At 59.7% G+C, this 18,589-nt stretch carries 16 protein-coding genes; all 16 read left to right on the top strand.

Annotated features, from left to right (window positions below):
- Positions 1 to 40 precede the first annotated feature (40 nt).
- The 16 genes from alaS to carB all read left to right on the top strand — a co-directional run bounded on the left by alaS (position 41) and on the right by carB (position 18,588).
- Positions 41 to 2,734 (top strand): alanine--tRNA ligase, encoded by a 2,694-nt coding sequence (alaS, locus tag MHJ63_RS02875; RefSeq protein ID WP_239446140.1) that lies wholly within the window; start codon positions 41 to 43, stop codon positions 2,732 to 2,734.
- Entirely contained in the window at positions 2,727 to 3,254 is a 528-nt protein-coding gene (gene ruvX / locus MHJ63_RS02870) for a Holliday junction resolvase RuvX (protein WP_232219252.1), read from the top strand. The genes alaS and ruvX overlap by 8 nt, the downstream gene beginning before the upstream one ends.
- A gap of 114 nt (positions 3,255 to 3,368) precedes the next feature.
- The gene (gene mltG, locus MHJ63_RS02865; RefSeq protein WP_052048309.1) at positions 3,369 to 4,973 is read left to right on the top strand and encodes an endolytic transglycosylase MltG; all 1,605 of its coding nucleotides are present in this window, start codon (positions 3,369 to 3,371) and stop codon (positions 4,971 to 4,973) included.
- Positions 4,924 to 5,925: a shikimate dehydrogenase family protein gene (locus tag MHJ63_RS02860; protein ID WP_156961774.1), complete on the top strand. Its 1,002-nt coding sequence runs from the start codon at positions 4,924 to 4,926 to the stop codon at positions 5,923 to 5,925. The genes mltG and MHJ63_RS02860 overlap by 50 nt, the downstream gene beginning before the upstream one ends.
- A gap of 7 nt (positions 5,926 to 5,932) precedes the next feature.
- On the top strand, positions 5,933 to 7,162 hold the full coding sequence (gene aroC / locus MHJ63_RS02855; protein WP_083285574.1) for a chorismate synthase: 1,230 nt from the start codon (positions 5,933 to 5,935) through the stop codon (positions 7,160 to 7,162).
- Entirely contained in the window at positions 7,146 to 7,775 is a 630-nt protein-coding gene (locus MHJ63_RS02850) for a shikimate kinase (protein ID WP_239446138.1), read from the top strand. The genes aroC and MHJ63_RS02850 overlap by 17 nt, the downstream gene beginning before the upstream one ends.
- A gap of 14 nt (positions 7,776 to 7,789) precedes the next feature.
- Entirely contained in the window at positions 7,790 to 8,878 is a 1,089-nt protein-coding gene (gene aroB / locus MHJ63_RS02845; protein ID WP_239446137.1) for a 3-dehydroquinate synthase, read from the top strand.
- Positions 8,875 to 9,417, top strand: a complete 543-nt coding sequence (locus MHJ63_RS02840) for a tetratricopeptide repeat protein (RefSeq protein ID WP_035755164.1) — start codon at positions 8,875 to 8,877, stop codon at positions 9,415 to 9,417. Before aroB ends, MHJ63_RS02840 begins: the two co-directional genes overlap by 4 nt.
- 101 nt (positions 9,418 to 9,518) lie before the next feature.
- Positions 9,519 to 10,082 carry an elongation factor P gene (gene efp / locus MHJ63_RS02835; RefSeq protein ID WP_035755167.1) on the top strand — a complete coding sequence of 188 codons (564 nt, stop codon included), beginning with the start codon at positions 9,519 to 9,521 and terminating at the stop codon, positions 10,080 to 10,082.
- On the top strand, positions 10,079 to 10,501 hold the full coding sequence (nusB, locus tag MHJ63_RS02830) for a transcription antitermination factor NusB (protein ID WP_035755170.1): 423 nt from the start codon (positions 10,079 to 10,081) through the stop codon (positions 10,499 to 10,501). The genes efp and nusB overlap by 4 nt, the downstream gene beginning before the upstream one ends.
- Positions 10,502 to 10,634: 133 nt before the next feature.
- Entirely contained in the window at positions 10,635 to 11,255 is a 621-nt protein-coding gene (pyrR, locus tag MHJ63_RS02825; RefSeq protein WP_070492215.1) for a bifunctional pyr operon transcriptional regulator/uracil phosphoribosyltransferase PyrR, read from the top strand.
- The gene (locus MHJ63_RS02820) at positions 11,255 to 12,223 is read left to right on the top strand and encodes an aspartate carbamoyltransferase catalytic subunit (RefSeq protein WP_239446136.1); all 969 of its coding nucleotides are present in this window, start codon (positions 11,255 to 11,257) and stop codon (positions 12,221 to 12,223) included. The genes pyrR and MHJ63_RS02820 overlap by 1 nt, the downstream gene beginning before the upstream one ends.
- 2 nt (positions 12,224 to 12,225) lie before the next feature.
- The gene (locus MHJ63_RS02815) at positions 12,226 to 13,542 is read left to right on the top strand and encodes a dihydroorotase (RefSeq protein WP_035755177.1); all 1,317 of its coding nucleotides are present in this window, start codon (positions 12,226 to 12,228) and stop codon (positions 13,540 to 13,542) included.
- Positions 13,539 to 14,114 carry a PH-like domain-containing protein gene (locus MHJ63_RS02810; protein WP_239446135.1) on the top strand — a complete coding sequence of 192 codons (576 nt, stop codon included), beginning with the start codon at positions 13,539 to 13,541 and terminating at the stop codon, positions 14,112 to 14,114. Before MHJ63_RS02815 ends, MHJ63_RS02810 begins: the two co-directional genes overlap by 4 nt.
- Complete coding sequence (carA, locus tag MHJ63_RS02805) at positions 14,115 to 15,284, top strand: glutamine-hydrolyzing carbamoyl-phosphate synthase small subunit (RefSeq protein WP_239446134.1); 1,170 nt, start codon at positions 14,115 to 14,117, stop codon at positions 15,282 to 15,284.
- 7 nt (positions 15,285 to 15,291) lie between these two features.
- Entirely contained in the window at positions 15,292 to 18,588 is a 3,297-nt protein-coding gene (gene carB, locus MHJ63_RS02800) for a carbamoyl-phosphate synthase large subunit (protein ID WP_239446133.1), read from the top strand.
- The last annotated feature ends 1 nt before the right edge of the window (position 18,589 follow it).

Below are 18,589 nucleotides of genomic sequence, written 5' to 3'. Positions count from 1 at the left end.
AATACAGGGCGTCTACGCCCATTCGGAGAATCCAAACCTCATGAAATCTCAGGAAATCGCACAGCGGTGGATCGACTTTTTCGTCAAGCGCGGTCACACGCATGTTCCTAGCGCATCGTTGGTTTCCAACGACCCGTCGCTACTGTTCACCGTTGCGGGCATGGTTCCGTTTATCCCGTACCTCACGGCTGTTGAGCCGGCTCCGTATCCTCGGGCGGTCTCGGTCCAGAAATGTATTCGCACCGCGGATATTGAAGAGGTTGGCAAGACGGCCCGCCACGGTACGTTCTTCCAGATGAACGGTAACTTCTCGTTCGGTGATTACTTCAAGGAAGAAGCAATCACGTGGGCGTGGGACCTGCTCACCACGTCAACCGCCGATGGCGGTTATGGTTTGGATCCTGAACGCTTGTGGGTCACGGTGTATGAAGACGGCGATGACCGCGATGCCGAGGCCCGCCGCATCTGGGAAGAGAAGGTCGGTGTCCCGCGTGAACGGGTCATCGGCACGGGTAAGTCCGATAACTACTGGAACACCGGCCAGCCTGGGCCTGGTGGTCCATGCTCTGAGATCTATTATGACCGTGGTCCCGAATACGGCGAGGAAGGCGGGCCGGCGGTTGATGAGACACGCTACATTGAGATCTGGAACCTTGTGTTCATGCAGTACCGTCTCTCCGCGGTACGCTCCAAGACCGATTTCGATGTCGCTGGTGAACTTCCACAACGCAACATCGATACGGGCCTTGGGCTTGAGCGTCTTGCGATGATTCTGCAGGGCGTTGAGAACATGTATGAGACCGATCAGGTCCGCCCTGTTCTTGACCGGGCAGCTGAGCTTTCCGGTAAAACCTATTCTTCGACTGAGGATCCTGAGGATCCAAGCTACGCAGACGATGTTCGTCTGCGGGTGGTGGCTGACCATGTGCGCTCAGCGCTCATGCTCATCAGCGATGGGGTGACTCCATCGAATGAGGGCCGCGGCTATGTTTTGCGGCGCCTGATTCGCCGTGCGGTGCGTGCGATGCGCCTCATGGGTGTCACTGAACCGGTGCTACCTGAGCTGTTGCCGGTCTCCCGGGATGCGATGGCTGGGGTGTATCCGGAAGTTGCTGAGGATTATGAGCGGATCTCCCGCATCGCCTATGCCGAGGAGCGTGCGTTCCGCCGCACGATCGCATCCGGTACTGCGCGGTTGGATGAAGCGATATCGGAGGCCAAAGGCCACGGCGCGAACCTCTCGGGTGAGGACGCGTTCCAGTTGCACGACACATACGGTTTCCCGATTGACCTGACTCTGGAGATCGCCGAGGAAGCTGGCTTATCGGTTGATACTGAGAAGTTCCGGGCTTTGATGGCTGAGCAGCGTGAACGCGCTAAGGCTGACGCTAAAAAGAAGAAGTCAGGCCACTCCGATATCGCGATTTATCACGAGCTGGTAGAAGAAGGAAATACGCATTTCACCGGTTATGACGAGCTTGTCACCGAATCGCGTGTGCGCGGGCTGATTCGCGATGGTGTTCGTGTTCCTGTTGCCGAGCAGGGTAGCACGGTTGAGCTCGTCCTGGATGAAACCCCGTTCTATGCCGAAGCCGGCGGTCAGGCCCCTGACACCGGTGTGATCACCGGCGATGGTTTCGTTCTTGAAGTCACCGATGTTCAGGCGCCGGTGAAGGGCTTGTCGGTCCATACGGTGACGGTGCGTGAGGGTGAACTACCGGAGAACGCTGTGGTGCGTGCCGCGGTGGATGCCCAACGCCGCCACGCGGGCGAAGAGGCGCACACCGCGACCCACTTAGTTCACGCGGCTTTGCACGAGGTGCTTGGCCCGGAGGCGTTGCAGTCCGGTTCCTTCAACAAGGAAGGCTATTTGCGCTTCGACTTCACGTGGGCTGAGGCACTCTCGCGTGCAACCCAGTCTGAGATTGAAGAGGTCACCAACAAGGCGATCGACCGGGACTTCGAGGTCATCACGCGCGTGATGAAGAAGGACGAAGCCCTTGCGCTGGGTGCCACGAGCCTCTTTGGTGAGAAGTACGGCGATACGGTGCGTGTGGTTGAGATCGATGGCGCTTGGTCGCGTGAATTCTGTGGTGGCACCCACGTTGCACGTACTGCAAAGGTCGGTACGCTCTCTCTGCTCGGTGAGGCTTCAGTGGGTGCGGGTAACCGACGTGTCGAGGCGCTCGTGGGTATGAATGCTTTCCGTCACAACGCCGCTGAGCGTGCGCTGGTCTCTGACCTCACGGAGATGCTGCGCGTGCCTGCTGATCAGTTGCGTGAACGCATCGACCAGACGGTTCAGCGCTTGCGTGCTGCCGAGAAGGAGATCGAGAAGTTGCGGCGTGAACAGCTACAAGCCGCATCGGCCGCGCTGGTTGATACCGCCGAAGACGTAGGTGGGGTCCGCTTGATTGTCCACGACGCAGGCCACGTCGAATCCGCGGATGACTTGCGTTCGCTCGCGTTGCCTTTGCGTGACCGTTTGGGCTCAGACGCTGCCGTTGTCGCAGTGATCGGTGTTGCTAAGGGCAAGCCTATGGTTCTGGTGGCCACGAATGAGGCAGCTCGTTCTGAAGGCATCAAGGCTGGTCAGTTGGTCCGTTCTGCTGCGAAGACTCTTGGCGGTGGCGGCGGCGGTAAGGACGATGTCGCTCAGGGCGGTGGCCAGAACGCTGAGGCGGTCCCGGAGGCATTGGCAGGTATCCGCCGCGAGGTAGCTGAGCGTGGCTGATTCTTTGGCGCCGGAGGCTGATTCCGAGGGCGGGGGCCACGTTTTCGTTGAACGTGGCCCCCGCATCGGGGTCGACGTCGGCAAAGCTCGCGTGGGGGTAGCCAAAAGCGATCCTGACCGGGTCATGGCTAACCCTGTGGCAACATTGCCACGCGATAAGAAGCAGCGCACTGACTTGCGGTTCATCGCTGATCTAGCACGCGAGTATGAGGCGGTGTGCGTCTATGTTGGGTTGCCGGTGAATCTGGGTGGGGAACACACTCCGTCCACGAAGGACGCTGTACGGTTCGCCCGCGGCTTGGAGCGCATGCTTGATGGGATCCGTGTCCGTTTGGTTGACGAACGGCTCAGCACGGTTTCGGCGCAGCGCCAATTGCATCAGGCAGGCCGTAGCGTGAAGTCCTCACGGTCAGTGATTGACCAGGCCGCGGCAGTTGAGATCCTCGAGAATGCTTTGGATGCAGAGAAACGGCTCGATAGCTGGGCAGGTAAGACCATCGCCGAGGCTATAACGGGTTGATTGTCTGAGAGATAGCTCCAAGAATTCACTGGTTGGGGCTTTTGCTCGTCTTTTCGATAAGCTCGTTGTGCGTTATGGTTTCGTTATCTGCAGATGACACGTAAGGATTACTCAGTGACATACATACCACCAGAGGGTTATTCCTCGCGTCGAGCGCGCCGCCGTGCCGAATCGACGCGCTCTCATGGTGCTTCGCGTTTCACCGGTGTGGGGCGTCACTGCCGGGTCACTGATGCGGTCATCGAGATGCATTTGGCGGCACAGCTTGAGCCGGTGGCTCCCTTAGATACCCGCCTGGACGAACCTTTAGAAGCTGACTTCTCAGACGAATACGATCTGCAGGACACTCCTTCTTTTGAGAACCACGTTGATGACGAGCTCGATTTAGCTCCAGGTGGGACTTCGACTCTCGCTGTGGTTCCGGGTGCCGCACCAGCAGGCGCAGCGTCTAGCTCGCATGCTGCTTTTTCTTCCCGGCCAGAACCTGACGCTGATTTTGATGAGCGTGAATGGCTTTCACAGGCCGATGCTGAAGCTGCTGAACACGACACTGAAGATGTTGGGTTCGCGGGCGCGTTAGCTCGTCATTTCGACGATGTGCCGGCGGGCTATCTTCCGGCCGAGGATTTCTTCTCTGAATCCGAGGCTGATCTCACCGAGCGCCGCCGCCGCCGTAAACGCCGCCGCTTCAACCTCGTGGCGGTCGTTTTAGTTTTGATCTTGGTTGTCGGTGGGGCTGGTTTCTTCCTGCATCGCGAGCTGAATAAACCGGATCCTGACTATGTAGGAAGTGGTCAGGGGCAGGTTGATGTCTCGATCGAGCAGGGGTGGACCACCCGCCAGATTGCCGCTCACCTTCAAGACCGTGGCGTTGTGATGGACGCATCCACGTTTGTGAAGAAGGTGGGTGCGAGTTCACCAACACCGGTCTTCCAGCCTGGCGAATACAAGTTGCGTAAAGAGATGTCCTCTGACGCGGCAATCAAGATGTTGACTGACCGTGAGGCAGTCACGTATTTCGCACTACCTGCCAATGTGCGCCTGGATGCTGCTTTGCAAGCGATAGCTGAAGGAACCGATATTCCAAGAGCCACATTGGAAGAACTAGCTAACGACCCGGAACGCTTCGGCCTGCCTGAGGAAGCGAAGAACATTGAGGGTTATCTGCATCCGGGGGACTACCGCTTCCCGTTGAAGACTAAACCTGAACAGGTCCTTCAGACCCTGATTGATAAGACCAAGGAAGAACTCAAGAAGAACGGCGTGACGGACCCGGCTGAGCAGTACCGTGTGCTCAAGATCGCCTCGATCATCGCAGGCGAGGCTCCGCGGGATGACTACCCGCACGTTGCAGGGATCATCGAGAACCGCCTGCACAAGGACAACCGAGAGACCGGCGGATACCTCCAGCTGGACTCGACAGTGGCCTACGGCCTGGATAAAACTACGGTCCACTTGACCCAATCCGAGTTGGAAGACAAGAAGAACAAGTACAACACCTACACCCATCAAGGCTTGCCCCCAACCCCGATCGGTTCCCCTGGCCCTGTCGCGATCGCTGGCGCTGCGAAGCCTGATGAGAGCGGCGACTATTACTGGGTTACGGTCAACCTGACCACGGGTGAGACGAAGTATTCGGATAACCTCGAGCAGCACGAACGCTACGTGCGTGAGTACCGCAAGTGGTGTGCTGATCATCCGGATGAATGCAATGCCTGATGTTCCGCTGGAGCGTTCATTGGAGGCTCCTGCAGGGGTGTTCCGGGCTGCTGTGATCGGTGACCCTATCGATCATTCGCGTTCCCCTCAGCTTCATACCGCGATGGCGAAACTGCGTAACGCTGTAGCGAGCGATGTAGCAGCTGAGGTCGTCGAGTTGCATTATTCCCGTATCCAGGCCCAGCCGGAGGATGCCCAACACTTAGCTTCGATGCTTCGTAGCGAACCTGGCTGGGTGGGGTTATCGGTGACGATGCCGATGAAGAAAGCCATGGTCCCGTTCATGGATTCGGTATCGGAACGGGTTAAGCTCACGGGTGCGCTGAACACCGTGACGGTCAGGCACACACCCGATGGCGAACTCGCCTTGGTGGGGGATAACACTGACGTCGATGGCATCAAGCAGGCGTTAATGAGAGCAGGTTTTGAGCCTGAGCGTCTTCGCAACGAACCCGCGGCGATTTTAGGCGGTGGTGGCACAAGCGTTGCCGCTATCGCTGCCCTCATGGAGTGGGGAGCATCCAGGGTCGTGGTAGCAGTCAGGGATCCGCAGAAAGCCCGCGACGAACTCTCCGGCGTGATAGCAGCCTATGGCTTGCACATTGAACTGTGTGAGCTGAGATCACTGACTAGTTCGCTGTTGAAACCAGCTGTCTTGATCTCTACGCTTCCTGCGCCAGCTATCCAACAGTGGAGCGAACAAGCAGCCCACCTTGTCTCACCGGATTCTTACCTGTTGGATGTCGCCTATGCCGGTTGGCCATCGGCACTTGTCGAGCTGTGGCGCGAAGGCGGCGGGGTAGCGGTCCATGGTCTCGCGATGCTTGTTCACCAGGCCGTTGAACAGGGCCGCAGATTCATCGGCTTTGAGCCACGCGAAGCATCGTTGGCAACGCTTTGTGACGTAGTGGGCATCACACCAGACGGTACGGACACGGTGGTTGTGGGATGATGGCACAATGTTGCGTTGGCTTACAGCAGGTGAATCCCACGGTAAAGCGCTGGTCGGCATCCTTGAAGGCTTGCCCGCCGGTGTAGAGATCACGACGCCTGAGGTTCAGGCGGCCTTGGCTCGCAGGCGGCTCGGTTATGGCCGCGGCGCTCGGATGAAGTTCGAGCAAGATGAGGTCACGATGCTGGGCGGTGTCCGCCATGGCGTGACGATGGGTGGGCCTGTTGCTATCGAGGTGGGTAACACCGAGTGGCCCAAGTGGCAGGATGTCATGAACCCGGACCCGGTCGATCCTTCGGTTCTGGAGGGTAAAGCCCGCAACGCGGCCCTGACGCGCCCTCGTCCGGGGCACGCTGATCTAGCCGGTATGCAGAAGTACGGTTACGCAGAGGCCCGCCCGGCACTTGAGCGCGCGAGCGCCCGCGAAACAGCCACACGCGTGGCTTTGGGGGCAGTCGCGTCGAAGTTCTTAGCCAGCCTCGGCATCGAACTCGTTTCGCATACCACCGCGATCGGCGAGGTCGCCTCCCCAGCTGACGCGTTGCTGCCTACCAAAGCCGATGTTGAGGTACTTGATGCTGATCCGTTGCGGTGCTTTGACCCTGAAACTTCCCAGCGGATGGTCGCTGAGGTCGATGCGGCACATTCCGAGGGCGAAACCCTCGGTGGTGTGGTTGAGGTCATCGCTACCGGTTGCCCGGTTGGTTTGGGTTCTTTCGTGCACTGGGATCGTCGGCTGGATTCTCGCCTTGCCGGAGCGCTCATGGGGATCCAAGCGATTAAGGGTGTCGAGGTCGGCGATGGTTTCGAGACCGCTCGCCGCCGCGGGTCCCAGGCCCACGACGAGATTTCCCTCGACGCTGAAGGCCACGCGGTGCGCTTGAGCAATCGCGCTGGTGGTATTGAAGGCGGCATGACCAACGGCGAGCCGGTGCGTGTGCGTGCGGCCATGAAGCCGATCGCCACGGTTCCGCGGGCGCTGAGCACCATCAACGTGGCTACCGGCGAGCCTGCCAAAGCGCATCATCAACGCTCGGATGTGTGCGCAGTTCCAGCAGCCGGTGTGGTTGCCGAAGCGATGGTCGCGTTGGTTCTTGCTGACGCGGTCCTTGAGAAGTTCGGTGGCGACTCTGTTGAAGAGGTCCGCGCCAACATCGAAAACTACCGCGAGACTGCTGATGACATTTCGGCTCGCGCATCTGATCCTGACACATCTGCCGATGACGCAACACACTGAACCACCTGCCGGTGGGCGTAGTGAACCGGTCCTGAACTGCGCAGCTTCTGCGAGTTCACAGCCTGCAGCCCTTTCCCGGCATATCGTCTTGATCGGTCCGATGTGTTCGGGTAAGTCCGCGGCGGCGCGGTCCTTCGCTGAGCTACTGGGCTGCGCTTGGACGGATCTGGATGATGAGTTCGTCACAGAGCACGGCCCGATCCCGGCATACATTGAACAACACGGGATGGACGCGTTTCGTGTAGCGGAATCAGTGATTTTCGCGCGTGCTTTGGCACGCAAGAAGCCACAGATTATCGCGACCGGCGGCGGTGTGGTGCTCGCCGCGAAGAACCGTGAACTCCTGCAAGATCAGGTGACTTTCTGGCTCGATGTTTCCCCGCACGTCGCCCTCAGCCGTATGCGCGGGGGAACCGGAAGACCCCTTCTGGCAGGGGATGACCCGTTCGCGCGCTGGCAAGCGATTAGAACCGAACGCGAACCGCTGTATCGCGAATGCGGCATCGGCCCGATCGACACTTCCACAATGCGTCCGGGAGAAGTCGCGCAAACCCTGCAAGGTATGCTCGATGCCGCATCCAGCACTCATTCCGTATCCACCCGCAATCCTTAGAGGAGTACACCGCTATGACTGAGCGCGTGAGCACCGTCCGCGTCGACCATTCGGATGGAACTGGTTACGATGTGGTGATTGGCCGTGGCCTCTTAAACCGTTTGCGTCCCATGTTGGGTGAGAAGGTCCAGAAGGTCCTCATCATCCATCCGCGTGCTTTGCGCGCCACAGGCGAAGCCGTACGTGAGTTCTTGCTTCAAGACAACGTCGAAGCCCTTTCGGCTGAGATCCCCGATGCGGAAGAAGGCAAACGGGTCGAGGTTGCGTCTTTCTGCTGGCAGGTCATGGGGCAGGCGGATTTCACACGCACCGACGCGGTGGTATCGGTCGGTGGAGGCGCGGTGACTGACCTGGCTGGTTTCGTTGCCGCAACCTGGTTGCGTGGTGTCCGTGTTGTACATATCCCAACCACATACTTGGGCATGGTGGATGCTGCGGTGGGCGGTAAGACTGGTATCAACACCGCTGAAGGCAAGAACCTCGTGGGTGCTTTCCACCCGCCGGCAGGCGTTCTTGCGGACCTCGATGCGTTGCAGACCTTGCCGCGAAACGAGCTCGTGACCGGAATGGCTGAAACCGTGAAATCTGGTTTCATTGCCGACCCTCGGATTCTGGAGCTCATCGAAGAAGACGTTGACGAAGCCACCGATCCGGCAAGTGAACGCCTCTTCGAACTGATTGAGCGCACCATCAAGGTCAAAGCGGACATCGTGTCTCAGGACCTCAAGGAAGCGGGCCGTCGTGAGTTCCTCAACTACGGCCATACGCTCGGGCACTCGATCGAGCATGCCGAGCGTTATCAGTGGCGCCACGGAGCGGCGGTGTCCGTGGGGCTTGTCTTCGCAGCGGAACTGGGCCGGCTCGTCGGCCGGCTCGATGATGCGACAGCGGACCGCCACCGCGAAATCCTCACTTCGTTGGGGTTACCTGTAAACTACCGGGGAGACCGCTGGCAAAGCTTGTTAGAAACCATGCGACGTGATAAAAAAGCGCGCGGTCGCTTGCTGCGCTTCGTCGTGCTGGACGGTCTTGCGCGACCGGGCATCCTTGAAGGCCCGGAGGATCACCTATTGTTTACAGCATTCCAGGAGGTTGCTGCGTGAGGAAGACGGAAAGCATTAGCACGGGCATCCCGGGTGTTGAGTTCCGCCTACCCGACTTGCGGCCCATCGTCGTGGACGAGCAGCTGGCTCAAGAGACCGCGCAGAACGGGGAAGCCGGAGACCGCGTTGTGGCTTTGATCGCTCAAGGCCGATTGGCAGCTGCATCCGAACTTGTTGCCGATGCCCGCCTCATGGACCCACGCAATATCCGCTTACGACTGCTGGACACGGAAGTGACCCGCTGGAGCGGAGACCCGGAGCGAGCGATCTACCGGCTGCAGCAGCTACGCAAGGAGTTCGACGGCACGGTTGACGAAGTCGATATCGTCCAGAACCTCGGCGCGTGCTTCTACAGCATCGGTGACATGCTCGCAGCGACTTCACGGTATAAGTCAGCGTTAGAAGGCCGGGAGCAGTTCAACGCATCCGAAGTTCTGCGCAACGCTTCCCGTGCCGCCTATGAGTCGCTGCTGAACGAAGTGAACGCCCCGGACGAGGCCGTCCAAGTTTCGGTATTGCCGGACACCTCCAACGCATAGGCTGGCGAAAGCGTAAACTAGGCCTGAGTGTTTCGCGACCAGATCAGTGTTGCGCAACGAATTCACCATGTACTGCTGTAACTAATTTTGAAGGAGCCAACGTGGCAACCAGCAATGACATCAAGAACGGTAGCGTTCTTCGGATTGACGGCCAACTGTGGAGCGTGGTCGAGTTCCAGCACGTCAAGCCGGGTAAAGGTGGCGCGTTCGTGCGCACCAAGTTGCGTAACGTCGTCTCCGGTAAGACTGTCGATAAGACCTACAACGCTGGCGCCAAAGTTGAGATGGCTACCGTTGACCGCCGCGACTACCAGTACCTCTACCAAGACGGCGCTGACTACGTCTTCATGGATTTGGAAGACTACGATCAGCTGACCGTACCCGGCGAAACTGTGGGGGACGCCGCCAACTTCTTGCTGGAGAATCAGAACGTTCAGATCGCGCTGAATGACGGCCAGGTCCTCTACATCGAAATGCCGCCGTCGGTGATCCTTGAGATCACCTACACCGAGCCAGGTCTGCAGGGGGATCGTTCCAACGCCGGCACCAAGCCAGCAACCCTGGAAACCGGTCACGAGATCCAGGTTCCGCTCTTTGTCGAGCAGAACACCAAGGTCAAGGTTGACACCCGCACCGGCGAATACTTGGGCCGCGTTACAGAGTGACCAGGCAAGGGGAGAGCACCCGCTCGAAAGCACGCCGCCGCGCACTCGAAATCCTCTTCGAAGCCGAGCAGCGTGGGATTGAGGCGGCAGACGTGTTGCAGCGCCGCGACGAAGACGGCGCTGCCGTCAACCCGTACACTCGTGAGCTCGTCGGTGGAGTGAGCACGCACACGACCCAACTCGATGAGGTCCTCACGACCTACGCACAAGGGTGGACGCTGGATCGTATGCCCGCAGTAGACCGTGCCGCATTGCGGATTGGTCTCTGGGAGTTGCTATATAACGACGAGATCCCCGACGCGGTTGCAGTCGATGAGGCTGTACGGCTCGTGCGTGAGATGTCCACCTCGGAGTCACCGGACTTCGTCAACGGATTACTTGGCCGCCTGCAACGCATCAAGCCCACACTGATCCTCTAGCGGCACTGCAACTGAGATCACACGTGCGCGTGGGTAACGAAGCCCGGCGCTAGCCGATGCGACTGGTAGATTAGAGAACCGGAGAAGACAGCCTTTAACAACCGTCCAGTGAGGCGGGGAAGGAGGTCGGCGCATGGGTAACACCTCAGCTGAAATCGCTGAAGTGATGAATGCATCCGACATTGATCGCGCCCTCACGCGGATCGCTCACGAGATCGTTGAGAAAAACCGCGGCGGAGATGATCTTGTGGTCCTGGGGATCCCTTCTCGTGGAGTCCCTTTGGCGCAACGGCTCGCTGAGAAACTTGAGCGCATCATCAACCGTCCAGCCGCTTCTTTCTGCGGCTCGCTTGACATCACGATGCACCGCGATGACGTCCGCCGCCGCGCTCCGCGCGTACCCGCGCCAACACGCTTGCCGGACACCGGGGTCGATGACCAAACCGTGGTCTTGGTCGATGACGTCCTCTTTTCAGGCCGCACGATCCGCGCGGCCCTTGATGCGCTCGTTGACTGTGGCCGCCCGCAAGCGGTGCGTCTTGCAGTCTTAGTGGACCGCGGGCACCGTGAACTTCCGATCCGTGCCGACCACGTAGGCAAAAACATCCCCACCTCACGCACCGAATCTGTGCGTGTAGAACTCACAGAGATCGATAGCGCTGACCGTGTGATCATCGAACGTCCTGCCGCGTCCCAACCTGACACAGACGACACCGCGCAAGCTGAGTCTGCAACGGGGAAGGCCGATAACTGATGCGCCACCTCCTGGACACTAAAGACCTCAGCCGTGAAGAAGCGATCCGGATCTTAGATATCGCTGAATCCATGACGGATTCCACAGGTAAGGAAATCAAGAAGTTCCCAACCCTGCGCGGCCTGACTGTTGCAAACCTCTTCTTTGAAGACTCAACCCGCACGCGCATCTCGTTCGAAGCTGCCGCGAAAAGGCTTTCAGCCGACGTGATCACGTTCAGCGCGAAAGGCTCGTCCGTCTCCAAGGGGGAATCCCTCAAAGACACCGCCCAGACACTCGAAGCGATCGGTGCTGACGCGATCGTCATCCGCCACAGCTCCTCAGGTGCGGCTTACCGCCTCGCTGAAACCGACTGGATCGACGCCGCAATCGTCAACGCAGGCGATGGAACCCACGCACACCCAACACAGGCGCTTCTGGACGCATTCACGTTACGCCGCGAACGTGCAGCCCTGAAGGGTGAACCCTCGCTCGGGCAGGGCCTCGATGGCGCGCGCGTTGTGATCGTCGGCGATATTCTGCACTCGCGTGTGGCCCGCTCCAACGTGTGGCTGCTGAACACCTTGGGTGCCGAGGTCACACTGGTTGCCCCTCCAACACTGATGCCGCACAGCGTCGGTGATTGGCCGGTGCGCGTGACCCACGACTTTGATGAAGCACTCGCGAGCGAACCTGATGCCGTGATGATGTTACGTGTTCAGGCTGAACGGATGCACGGGGCCTTCTTCCCATCGGCATCTGAGTATTCACGCCGTTGGGGATTGACACCCGCGCGTCACGCGTCCATGAAGCAAGGAGCCATCGTGATGCATCCGGGCCCCATGAACCGAGGCCTGGAAATCAGCTCCGCAGCAGCGGATGCCCCCAATTCCCGTGTACTCAACCAAGTCTCCGCAGGTGTAGCCGTCCGAATGGCTGTGCTTTACCTGGTTTTGGCTGGAGATTCGACCGACACTCAGAAGGCCTGATCATGACGACCACGTTGATTCAATCCGTCACGCTCCCTAACGGGAACACCGCAGACATCCTGCTGGCCGAAGGGGATATTCGCGATATTGCCGAGGCCGGCAGCATCACCGCACCTTCCGACGCAGAAGTCATCAATGCTGAAGGGCTCATCGCGCTTCCAGGTTTGGTTGACCCTCACACCCACCTGCGTGAGCCAGGCCGCGAGGACGCCGAAACCGTTGAGACCGGAACCCAGGCCGCGGCGGCCGGGGGTTTCGTTGCGGTGTATGCGATGGCGAATTCGATGCCGGTTGCAGACACCGCCGGTGTTGTTGAGTCGGTACGCCAGCTGGGTGAAGAAGCCGGGTGGGCGGAAGTACGCCCGATCGGTGCTGTGACCCAGAGGCTGGCAGGGGAGCGGCTCGCCGAACTCGGCGCTATGGCTGATTCCCACGCCCAGGTCCGTATGTTCTCCGATGACGGCATGTGCGTGTTTGATCCGGTCCTGATGCGCAGGGCTCTTGAATATGTCCGCTCTTTCGACGGTGTGGTGGCCCAGCACGCCCAGGAGCCGCGCCTGACAGAGGGCGCACAGATGAACGAAGGCATCGTCTCCTCAGAGCTTGGACTGACCGGCTGGCCTGCCGTTGCAGAGGAATCGATCATCGCCCGCGATGTGTTGCTGACCCAGCACGTCAACTCGCGTTTGCACGTATGCCACGTCTCAACTAAAGGTAGCGTGGAAATCATCCGTTGGGCAAAGTCCCAGGGGATCGATGTGACCGCCGAGGTAACCCCGCACCACCTACTGCTCACTGAAGAGATGGTTCGCGGCTACGACCCGGTGTTCAAGGTCAACCCACCGCTGCGTACTAAGGAAGACACCCTCGCGCTACGTGAGGCTGTTGCTGACGGCACGATCGACATGATCGGAACCGACCACGCACCTCACACCTCGGAGACCAAGCAGTGCGCTTGGAACGAAGCCGCGATGGGCATGACCGGTTTGGAGACCGCTCTACCAGTGGTGCAGAAGACGCTCGTGGATACGGGCATGATCACGTGGGAAGACGTCGCACGCATCATGTCCACCGCACCAGCCAAGCTCATCAAGGCCACTAACCACGGCCAGCCCCTGGAAGTCGGGTCAGTAGCGAATGTGACGCTGTATGATCCGAGCGCGGTACGCGTCGTGAACCCTGAGGAACACCACACCAAGGGCCGTAACTCCCCGTATAAAGGCCTAGAGTTGCCAGGCAAGGTCATGCACACGTTCTATGCAGGCCACGCCACAGTCGTTGATGGCGAACTCGCTAGCCCACGCAAGGTGATCGCATGACACAGGGAGAGTTCATCGGCTTGATCGTGACCGTCGCGATCTGTGTGATCGCGATCGTATTGATGTTGCTTGGTTGGTCACACCGAAAGAAACGCCAGTCCGGGATCCAGGCGCCCGAACAATTGCCCGCGAGCTTGACCGAGCCCCGCGCCGAAGGCGAAGGCACCTACGTTGTCACGACCTTCGCGGGCCAGCATCTCGAAAGGATCGCGGCACACGAGCTTGGCGTGCGATGCGCGGCAGCACTCTCTATAGGGGATGACGGCGTGTCCGTCTACCGTACGGAAGCAGAGAACTTCTTCATCCCGGCCGCCAATATCGCAGGCATCACCACGGTGCGCGGAATGGTGGGTAAGTTCGTTGAAGACGGCGGGATCATCGTGATCCGCCATAAACTTGGCGAAACCAGCGTCGACACCGGATTCCGCGCCGAAACCCGCACCGTACACAGCACACTCTTGGCGGCTTTATACAAGCTCGCCCCAGAAATTCAGACGCATCCGGAAACTGGCAGCACCACGGCAGAGCACGCGGGCAACGCTTCCGGGCAGCACCCAGAAAGGACGGCATAGGTGGCACACACCGATCACGACAAGGCACTACTTGTCACCGAAGACGGCCGCGTATTCCGCGGGCACGCCTACGGCAAACGTGGCCAAACCCTCGGTGAGCTCGTGTTCACCACAGGCATGACCGGTTATCAGGAAACCTTGACCGACCCGTCCTATGCAGGCCAGATCGTCGTCCAGACCTTCCCCCACATCGGCAACACCGGCGCGAACCCAACCGATAACGAATCGGCACGCATCTGGGTCGCCGGCTATGCAGTCCGCGAACCGTCACGCATCGCATCCAACTGGCGTTCCGAAACAACGCTGGATGACGAGCTTGAACGCGACGGCATCGTCGGGATCGCCGGGATCGACACCCGGGCGGTAACCCGCCACATCCGCTCTGCCGGTGCAATGAAGGCCGGCATCTTCTCCGGCGAAGCCGCAGACAAGCCGGTCGAGGAACTCATCAAGACCGTCAAAGACCAGCCGAGCATGCAAGGCCAACGCTTCTCCGAGAACGTGACCACCAAGGAAAGCTACTGGGTTGATCCTGCTGAACACGGATGGGAAGGCGAACCGCTAGCGACCGTTGCCGCACTCGACCTCGGTATCAAAGGCATGACCCCGCGCCGCCTAGCAGAACGCGGCGTACGCGTGCGCGTTCTGCCTGCCGCATCGACTTTTGCCGACATCAAGGCAGAGAACTTCGACGGTGTCTTCATCTCCAACGGCCCGGGCGACCCGTCCCAGGCTGACCCGGAAGTGAAGTTCGTACGCGACGTGCTCGATGCCAACATCCCACTGTTCGGGATCTGCTTCGGCAACCAGATCCTCGGCCGGGCGCTAGGCTTCTCGACCTATAAGCTGCCGTTTGGCCACCGCGGCATGAACCAGCCAGTGCTTGACAAGGCGACCGGCCGCGTCGAGATCACCTCCCAAAACCACGGCTTCGCGATCGATGTGCCGATCGAGGGCACTGTTGAAGCCCCAGAGTCACGCTTCGGGCGCGTCGAGGTCTCTCACATCGGTCTCAACGACCAGGTCGTCGAAGGTCTCCGTTGCCTCGATATCCCGGCGTTCTCCGTGCAATACCACCCGGAATCCGGTGCGGGCCCGCACGATTCCTCGTACCTTTTCGACCGTTTCATCGAACTCATGCAAGCGCACACCTCGCAGAAGGAAGGCTGAAACCTCCATGCCAAAGCGCACTGACATTTCATCCGTCCTTGTCATCGGATCAGGCCCGATCGTGATCGGCCAGGCCGCCGAATTCGACTACTCAGGAACCCAAGCGCTACGCGTCCTCAAGGAAGAGGGCGTGCGTGTGATCCTGGTGAACTCGAACCCGGCGACCATCATGACCGACCCTGCGATGGCGGATGCGACCTACGTCGAACCGATCACCCCGAACGTAGTCGCCAAGATCATCGAGAAAGAACGCCCGGACGCGCTTCTGCCAACCCTGGGTGGCCAGACCGCACTCAACACCGCGATCGAACTCGATAAGTCCGGCGTGCTCGCTGAATATAACGTCGAGCTGATCGGCGCGAATATCGAAGCCATCGAACTCGGTGAAGACCGCGAGAAGTTTAAAGGAGTTGTGGAACGCTCCGGCGGCGAATCAGCCCGCTCAGCGATCGTTCACACCATGGAACAGGCCTTCGAGGCCGTCGAGGAACTCGGCTATCCGGTCGTGGTCCGCCCGTCCTTCACGATGGGTGGGCTTGGCTCCGGAATGGCCTATAACGAAGAAGACCTACGCCGCATCTGCGGTGCCGGGCTTCAGTATTCACCAACCAGTGAGGTGCTCCTCGAGGAGTCCATCCTCGGCTGGAAGGAATACGAGTTCGAGATGATGCGCGATAAGAACGACAACGTGGTTGTTGTGTGCACCATCGAAAACTTCGATCCGGTGGGTGTCCACACGGGTGACTCGATCACCGTGGCACCAGCTATGACGCTGACCGACGTTGAGTATCAGAAGTTGCGTGACATCTCGATCAACGTGATCCGTGAAGTCGGTGTCGACACGGGTGGTTGCAACATCCAGTTCGCAGTAGACCCAGCAACCGGCCGCGTGGTCGTGATCGAAATGAACCCACGCGTCTCGCGTTCCTCGGCCCTGGCGTCCAAAGCCACCGGCTTCCCGATCGCAAAGATCGCCGCGAAGCTCTCGCTGGGCTATACCCTCGATGAGATCCCGAACGACATCACGCAGAAAACCCCGGCGTCCTTCGAACCGGCTCTTGACTATGTGGTTGTGAAGGTTCCGCGCTTCGCGTTCGAGAAGTTCCCGGCAGCTGATGCCACACTGACCACTACCATGAAGTCGGTCGGTGAAGCGATGGCTCTGGGCCGCAACTTCACCGAAGCGCTGCAGAAAGCGATGCGTTCGCTTGAGCAGAAAGATGCCGAGTTCAGCTTTGAGAAGCCGGACGAAGCCGAGATCGCTCAGCTGCTGGCCAGCTCCGAGCGCGGCTCAACCGAACGCATCTATAACGTTCAGCGCGCCCTGCTAGGTGGTGCGAGCATCGAACGCGTCTACGCCTCTACCGCTATCGACCCGTGGTTCCTCGATCAGTTGCAACTGATCAACGAGGTTGCACAAGAGATCGCAGCTGATCAGGACCTCGCGCCAGAGACCCTGCGTTTGGCTAAACGTCACGGTTTCTCCGATGCCCAGATCGCTAAACTCTCACACCGCCGTGAAGACGTTGTGCGCGGCATCCGGCAAGCACTCGGCATCCGTCCGGTGTATAAAACCGTGGACACGTGCGCCGCTGAGTTCGCGGCGTTCACGCCATACCTGTACTCCTCATATGATGAGGAATGCGAACTCGAACAGCACGATAAGCCATCCGTGATCATCCTCGGCTCCGGGCCTAACCGCATCGGGCAGGGCATCGAGTTTGACTACTCGTGCGTCCATGCGACCATGGCGCTGCGCGATGCCGGCTATGAGACGGTCATGATCAACTGCAACCCGGAGACCGTCTCAACCGACTACGACGTCTCCAACCGTCTGTACTTCGAACCGCTCACGCTTGAAGACGTCTTGGAAATCATTCAGGCGGAGCAGGCTACCGGCGGCGTTCTGGGTGTCTACGTTCAGCTCGGCGGGCAGACCCCGCTCAAGCTCGCCGCAGAACTCGAAGCCGCAGGAGTTCCGATCCTGGGCACGAGCCCAACCGCGATTGATCTTGCCGAGCACCGCGGTGAGTTCCAGCGCGTGCTTGATCGCGCGGGGCTGACCGCGCCGAAGAACGGAACCGCCGTATCCTTCGATCAGGCCAAGAGAATCGCGGACGAAATCGGTTACCCGGTTCTGGTCCGCCCGTCCTACGTTCTGGGTGGCCGCGGCATGGAGATCGTCTATGACGAAGCCCAGCTGGCAACCTACGTTGAGAACGCGACCGAGATCACCGCTGATCATCCGATGCTCGTGGACCGCTTCCTTGAGGACGCGATCGAGATCGACGTTGACGCACTCTTCGATGGTAGCGATCTGTTCATCGGTGGCGTCATGGAGCACATCGAAGAAGCGGGTATCCACTCCGGTGACTCGGCGTGCACCCTGCCGCCAACCACGCTTTCGCAAGAGACCCTCGATCGGGTCTCGGCAGCAACCCGAGCTATCGCCGAAGGCGTTGGCGTACGCGGTCTGATCAACATCCAGTTCGCTCTCGCCTCCGATGTCCTCTACGTCATCGAAGCGAACCCACGGGCATCCCGCACGGTCCCGTTCGTATCGAAGGCAACCGGTGTTGAGCTCGCTAAAGCCGCCGCACTCGTCGGTGTGGGCGCAACCATCGCATCGATGCGTGGCGGGATCCTGCCAGCTGAAGGCGACGGCGCGTCCTTGCCTATGGGCTCAGCGATCGCCGTCAAGGAGGCAGTCCTACCGTTCGCTCGCTTCCGGACCGAGGATGGCCGCGCGGTCGACTCTCTTCTCGGCCCGGAGATGAGGTCCACAGGCGAGGTCATGGGTATCGACAAGCACTTCGATACCGCTTTCGCGAAGTCCCAAGCCGCCGCCAACAACCCGTTGCCAACCGAAGGTAAGGTCTTTGTCTCGGTCGCTAACCGCGATAAGCGATCTGTAGTGATGCCGGTCAAGCTCTTGGCGGACCTCGGATTCGAGATCGTCTCCACGGGTGGCACTGCCGATGTGTTGCGCCGCAACGACATCAAGGCGACCGTTGTGAACAAGGTTCACGAGGCCGGGGATGAGCGTTCGATCGTCGACCTCGTCACTGACGGTGAGATCGCGATGATCATGAACACCCCATCCGGTGGTGGGGATTCCCGCTCCGATGGCTACGAGATCCGCGCCGCGGCTACCTCTGTAGGTACCCCGATCATCACAACCGTTGCGGAATTCAGCTCAGCTGTCATGGCGATCGAGGCACTACGGACCTATCCGTGGGAGGTTGCAAGCCTGCAAGAGCATGCCGAACGTCTCGCCGCGATCCGCGCAGGCAAAGAAGGCTAAG

It is taken from the genome of Pseudoglutamicibacter albus (assembly GCF_022346425.1).
GTDB lineage: Bacteria > Actinomycetota > Actinomycetes > Actinomycetales > Micrococcaceae > Pseudoglutamicibacter > Pseudoglutamicibacter albus.
The sequence above is the reverse complement of the archived record's forward strand: the minus strand, read 5'-3'. Positions and strand labels throughout refer to the sequence as shown.